2 protein-coding genes are annotated in these 6,688 nt (G+C 69.0%); one reads left to right on the top strand and one right to left on the bottom strand.

Annotation, left to right across the window (positions count from 1 at the left end; translation table 11 throughout):
* Positions 1-684 precede the first annotated feature (684 nt).
* The gene (locus tag I0Q12_RS24435; RefSeq protein WP_197255586.1) at positions 685-6,162 is read left to right on the top strand and encodes a carboxyl transferase domain-containing protein; all 5,478 of its coding nucleotides are present in this window, start codon (positions 685-687) and stop codon (positions 6,160-6,162) included.
* Between the two features lie 291 nt (positions 6,163-6,453).
* Here I0Q12_RS24435 and I0Q12_RS33775 read toward each other — a convergent pair.
* A partial coding sequence (locus I0Q12_RS33775) for a hypothetical protein (RefSeq protein WP_374068776.1) occupies positions 6,454-6,688 on the bottom strand: 235 nt, incomplete at its 5' end.

The raw sequence follows: 6,688 nt of genomic DNA, 5'->3' as shown, positions 1-6,688 counted from the left end.
CGGACACCGCCCGCGAGGCACCGAAAGCGGCCCGTCGACGTGCCGTCGTTTTGCAGACCGCCGGGTCGGATTGCGTGAGATGGGTCACAGCAGTCGCGGATTCCGCCCGATTTGTCGTGCTCTTTCTTGACAGATGGATGAATTTGTCAAGTTGCCGACGGCATGTGACGGCGATACCGGCGGGTAACCTCCCGATCGGCACCGGCCGCGTGGTTACCCGTCGGTGTTACCCCGGAGTACGTGCGTGACGCTCGCCACACTCCGCATGGTTGACCCTTCATCGAAAGTCCAATTCGCGCTCTGCGCAACGCTTTCCACCACACGAAGGGTGGATGCGCAAGACCCCCAGGGTGTCGACATCCAAAACGTGACAAACCCTCATGTTTGGTCCATGCTTGTTACCGGAAGGATTACCCGTGCAGGGGCGGTCATCGACGACGATGGCCGAATGTGGCGGGAAACCTGCCGCAGAGCCGTCCGCCGGGCCGGGGTCGTCCTGGCACTTCGGACCCATGACCTGCCTTGCCCATCATGAGGAGTCGATCGATCACATGCACACGTCCGCGTTGTCAATTCGTGACATTGTCGGCGTTCTGATCGGTTAATTTGTCTTCCTCATCGGGGCGGAGTTTCGACGAGCGTCGCTACGAGCGCGCACAACCTTGGAGAACGGTGGCAACGAGTATGTTCAAGCGGATCGCAGTGGTCAACAGGGGTGAGGCGGCAGTCCGTCTCATCCGCGCAGTCCGGGAGCTCAACTCCGAGCACAACTACGACATCAAGACGATCGCGCTGCACACCGACGCCGAACGGCGGGCCATGTTCGTCCGCCAGGCCGACGAAGGCGTCACCCTCCGGCCGTCCACCACGGCCGCGACGTCCTACCTCGACCACGCCGAGCTCGAGCGCGCCCTCATCGAAGCGAAGGCCGACGCCGTGTGGGTCGGCTGGGGCTTCGTCGCCGAGGACCCCGCGTTCGCGGACCTGTGCGCCAAGCTGGGCATCACCTTCATCGGCCCGTCCGCCGAAGCCATGCGCCTGCTCGGCGACAAGGTCGAAGCCAAGATCCTCGCCGAGAAGGTCGGCGTGCCCGTCGCGCCGTGGTCCGGCGGTCCGGTCGAGAACCGCGCCGACGCCCGCCGCCACGCCCAGGCCATCGGCTACCCGCTGATCATCAAGGCCCGCTCCGGCGGTGGCGGTCGCGGCATCCGCAAGGTGTACGCGGAGGACGAGCTCGAACTCGCCCTCGAACGCACCCAGGGTGAGGCCGAGCGTTCCTTCGGCGACCCCGTCGTGTTCATCGAGCGTCTCGTCACCGACGCCCGCCACGTCGAGGTGCAGGTCATCGCCGACAACCACGGCAACGTGTGGGCACCCGGTGTGCGCGACTGCTCCATCCAGCGCAAGAACCAGAAGGTCATCGAGGAATCCGCGTCGCCGCTGCTCACCAAGGAGCAGTCCGATCACCTGCGCAAGGTGTCCGCGGACCTGGTGCGTGCCGCCGGATACAGCGGCGCCGGCACCGTCGAGTACCTGTACCAGCCCGACCTGAAGATCTTCACGTTCCTCGAGGTCAACACCCGCCTGCAGGTCGAGCACCCCATCACCGAGGCCACCACCGGCATCGACCTGGTGAAGCTGCAGATCCTCGTCGCCGCCGGCGAGGCCCTGCCCGGCGACTGCCCCACCGAGTTCGGGCACGCCGTCGAGGCCCGCCTCAACGCCGAGGACGCCGACAACGGCTTCGCTCCGGCGCCCGGCACCGTGCAGCTGCTGAAGTTCCCGCTCGGCTCCGGTCTGCGCGTCGACACCGGTATCGCCCAGGGCGACGTCATCCCGCCCGACTACGACTCGATGGTCGCCAAGATCATCGCGTGGGGCCGTGACCGCGACGAGGCCCTGGCCCGTCTGCGCACCGCGCTCCGCGAGACCACCGTCGTCCTCGACGGTGGCACCACCACCAAGTCGTTCCTGCTCGAACTGCTCGACCGCACCGAGGTCATCGACGCCTCCGCCGACACCGGCTGGCTCGACCGCACCGGCGCCGGCACCGCCACCGGCCCCAGCCGGGTCGCGGACGTCGCGCTGATCTCCACCGCCATCGACGTGTACGACGCCGACGAGGCCCGCGAGCGCGCCGCGTTCCTCACCTCCGCGCGTGGCGGCCGCCCCCGCGCCGGCCACACCGTCGGCCGCAAGATCGAGCTGAGCTACCAGGGTCAGGCCTACGAGCTGTTCGTCGGCCAGGTCGGCCCGCACCGCTACCGCGTCGAAACCGGCAGCGGCGAACTGGATGTCGACGTCGATCGTCTCGGCGAGTACGAATCGCGCGTGACGGTCGCCGGACATCGCCACCATGTCGTCTCCATCGCCGGACCCGCGCACTTCCTCGTCGAGGTCGACGGTGTCAGCCACCAGATCAGCCAGGACGAGGCCGGTGTCGTGCGCACGCCCGCACCCGCCGTCGTCGTCGCCGTGCCCGTCGCCGTCGGCGACGAGGTCGAGGCCGGCCAGACGCTCGTGGTGCTCGAGTCCATGAAGATGGAAACCGCCGTCCGCGCACCCTTCGCCGGCAAGGTCCGCGAAGTCCTCGCGGTCGTGAACTCGCAGGTCGACGCGGGCGCTCCGCTGCTGCGCGTCGACCAGGTCGCCGAGGAGACCGTCACCGCGGTCGTCGAACGCGTCCAGTTCCCGGCCCCCGCGCCCGCGATCACCGGTGACGCCGGTGCCGACGCCCTCGCGCGCATCGACGCCCTCGAAGCGCTGATCACCGGCTACGACGTGTCCGCCAAGCGCACCGCGACCCTGCTGAGCGAGTACGACCGCCTGCGCAGCGAGGCCGGCAAGCAGTGCGATCTGGTCCGCGCCGAGCTGTCGCTGCTCACCACGTTCGCGGACGTGTGCGAGCTCTCGCGCAACAGGCCCACGCAGGACGAGGAGTCGGGCGACAACCGGGTGCACAGCCCCCGCGAGTACTTCCACGGCTACCTGCAGTCCCTCGACGTCGAGGTCGGCGGCCTGCCGGACAGCTTCCGCACCCGCCTGTCGCGCGCACTGCGTCACTACGACGTCGATTCGCTCGACCGCACCGGCGAACTCGAGGAAGCCGTCTACCGGCTGTTCCTGGCGCAGCAGCGCATCGAGACCGCGGTGCCGGTGGTGTCGGCGCTGCTCGAGCGGTGGCTCGCGAACGTCGAGACCCCGCGCCTGTCGCACGAACTCAACGAGGTCCTGGACCGGCTGATCGTCGCCACCCAGGTGCGCTACCCGCTCATCGGTGACGCCGCCCGCAACCTGCGGTTCCGGTTCTTCGAGGAGCCGGTCATCCGCAAGGCCCGCGAGCAGGTGTACGACGGGGTGCGCGGCAGCCTCGCGTACCTCGCCGACAACCCTCAGGCCGCCGACTACGCGCAGCGCATCGAGACCCTCGTCGCGACGCCCGAGCCGCTGATCGACCTGCTCGCGCAGCAGATCACCCGCCCGGAATCGGTGCCGGGACCGCTGCTCGAGGTGATCACCCGCCGCGCCTACAAGATCCGCACCCTCGAGGACGTGCAGTCCTACACGGTCGACGGCCGCCAGTTCGTCACCGGAAACTTCGACCTGCGCGGCACCCGCCTGTACCTCATCTCCGCCGAGGCACGGCATGCCGAGCTGTCGGCCGCGCTCGACTCGGTCGAGGCCGCTGCGAAGCCGCTGCCGAGCATCGAGAACCTCGTCGTCGACCTGTACGTGGCGTGGAACGACGCCCCGGCCGACGCCGACGCCCAGGCCGAGGCGCTGCGCACCGAGCTGCTCGCCCGCCCGGTCACCGCCACGGCTCGCCGCGTCACGGTCACGGTGTGCCACACCGACACCGCCGAGGAGCACGTCTTCACGTTCCGCCCGTTCGCCAGCGGATACGCCGAAGAGCACAACATCCGCGACATCCACCCGCTGACCGGTCAGCGACTGGATCTGTGGCGGCTGAAGAACTTCGTCGGCACCCGCCTGCCCGCGAACCCGGACACGTACCTGTACCACCTTGTCGCCAACGAGAATCCGTCCGACGAGCGGTTCATCGCGCTCGCCGAGGTCCGCGACATCGCGCCGCAGCGTGACGAGACCGGTGCGATCGTGGCGCTGCCCGCGTTCGAGCGGGCGCTGGCCAGCTGCCTCGACGGCATGCGCCGGGCGCAGGCCGCCCGCGGCAACCGCCGCCTCGACTCGAACCGCGTGGTGCTGTTCGTGTGGCCGGTCGTCGAACTGACCCTCGACGAGCTCAAGCGCGTCGGGCAGGGTGCGGCGCCGATCACCGTCGGTGCCGGGCTCGAGGAGATCACCGTCATCGGCTGGCTGCGCGACAACCCGGAATCCCCGGCACGCGAAGTGGCGCTGCGGTTCTCGTACCGCTCCGGCGCCGGCGTCGTCGCCCGGGTGACCGAGCCGCCGAAGGAGCCGCTGAAGCCGCTCGACGAGTACACCCAGAAGGTCCAGCGCTCCCGGGCGCGCGGCACGGTGTACCCGTACGAGCTGGTTCCGCTGCTCACCAAGGGCAACGGCAGCTTCGTCGAATACGACTTCGACGCCTCCGGCGAGCTCGTACCGGTGGACCGCCCGTACGGCCGCAACACCGCGGGCCTGATCGTCGGCGTCGTCACCACCAAGACCGCGCGGTACCCCGAGGGCATGACCCGTGTCGCGCTGTTCGGCGACCCGACCAAGGCGCTCGGCACGGTCGCCGAGGCCGAGTGCTCCCGCATGGTCGCCGCGATCGACCTCGCCGAGAAGCTCGGCGCCCCGGTCGAATGGTTCGCCCTCTCCTCCGGCGCGACCATCTCGATGGACTCCGGCACCGAGAACATGGACTGGGTGTCGCGTGGCCTGCGCCGCATCATCACGTTCACGCAGAACGGCGGCGAGATCAACGTCGTCGTCACCGGCATCAACGTCGGCGCGCAGCCGTACTGGAACGCCGAAGCGACGATGCTCATGCACACCAAGGGCATCCTCGTGATGACCCCCGACAGCGCGATGGTGCTCACCGGTAAGCAGTCGCTCGACTACTCCGGTGGTGTCTCGGCCGAGGACAACTTCGGTATCGGTGGATACGACCGCGTCATGGGCCCGAACGGGCAGGCGCAGTACTGGGCACCGAACGTCTCGGCCGCCGTCGAGATCCTGTTCGGGCACTACGAGCACGCGTACCTCGCACCGGGAGAACGCTTCCCGCGCAAGGCCGAGTCGAACGACCCGATCGACCGCGACGTCCGGGTGTACCCGCACGTGCACCCGTCCAGCGACTTCACGACCGTCGGGGACATCTTCTCCTCGGAGACGAACCCGGATCGCAAGAAGCCGTTCGACATCCGCACGGTGATGCGCGCCGTCGTCGACCAGGACCACGCGGTGCTCGAGCGCTGGGCCGACATGGCCGACGCCGACACCTCCGTGGTGTTCGACGCCCACCTCGGTGGCCACGCGGTCACGGTCGTCGGCATCGAGTCCCGCGCGATCGCCCGCAAGGGCTGGTTCCCGACCGACGGACCGGACCAGTGGACGTCGGGCACGCTGTTCCCGAAGTCGTCGAAGAAGACGGCCCGCGCGATCAACGCGGCGAGCGGTAACCGGCCGCTGGTCGTGCTCGCGAACCTGTCGGGCTTCGACGGTTCCCCCGAGTCGCTGCGCAACCTGCAGCTCGAGAACGGCGCCGAAATCGGCCGAGCCATCGTCAACTTCGACGGCCCGATCGTGTTCGTCGTGGTCTCCCGCTACCACGGTGGCGCGTTCGTGGTGTTCTCCGGCGCACTGAACGAGAACATGGAAGTGCTCGCGGTCGAGGGCTCGTTCGCGTCGGTGCTCGGTGGCGCACCCGCCGCGGCGGTCGTGTTCACCCGCGACGTGAACAAGCGCACCGCGTCGGACCCCCGTGTCGTCGAACTCGAGGCTCAGCTCGCCGCCGCCGAGGACGGCGAGAAGGCCCGCCTCGGTGTCGAACTCGCGACGCTGCGCACCGCGGTGCGGTCGGAGAAGCTCGGTGAGGTGGCCGCCGAATTCGAGGCGATCCACAACATCCAGCGCGCCCAGGAGGTCGGTTCGGTGCACCGGATCGTGCCGGCAGCCGAACTGCGTCCGCAGATCATCGCCGCCATCGAACGAGGCATCGCCAAGACCCTCGCGTAACACGGCAGTAGCCGAAGGGCCCCGCACCTATGCAAGGTGCGGGGCCCTTCGGCGTCTCGTGCTGTGGGTCGTGGGTGTGGTTGTGGCCCGCGGTTTTCCGAGCGAATGTACCGCTCGTCTCCTCAGACCGACCGAATGTGCCACTCGCTCGGAAGGGGGCGGGGTTCGCTCGGAAGGGCGGCAGGTTCGCTCGGGAGAACCGGGGTCAGTCGAGGGTGCGGATCCAGTCCGCGACCACTCGCGCGACGTCGTGGGGAGCCTCGGGGATCAGCGCGTGCCCGCAGCCCGGAATCAGGGCCGTGGTGACCTTGTCGGCGCCGAATTCGTCGACGAGCTCGCTGCGGGTCTCGGCCGGACGGAAGACGTCCTCACCGGCCTGTACGTCCAGCAGCGGCGACGGCGCGACCGTCCACCACGATTCCTTGTCGGTCGCCGCCATCGCGGCACGCTGGGCGATGATCGCTTCGGGCCACCAGCCTCCCAGCCACTCGGACGGGTCGTGACCGGGCGCGAAGAACACCGCGGC

The sequence above is a fragment of the Rhodococcus sp. CX genome (assembly GCF_015865005.1).
Classification (GTDB): domain Bacteria; phylum Actinomycetota; class Actinomycetes; order Mycobacteriales; family Mycobacteriaceae; genus Rhodococcus.
The sequence above is the reverse complement of the archived record's forward strand: the minus strand, read 5'-3'. Positions and strand labels throughout refer to the sequence as shown.

Bases quoted from the DNA above. Each gene is read 5' to 3' on its own strand.
- I0Q12_RS24435 (WP_197255586.1), top strand. From the start codon at position 685: ATGTTCAAGCGGATCGCAGTGGTCAACAGGGGTGAGGCGGCAGTCCGT.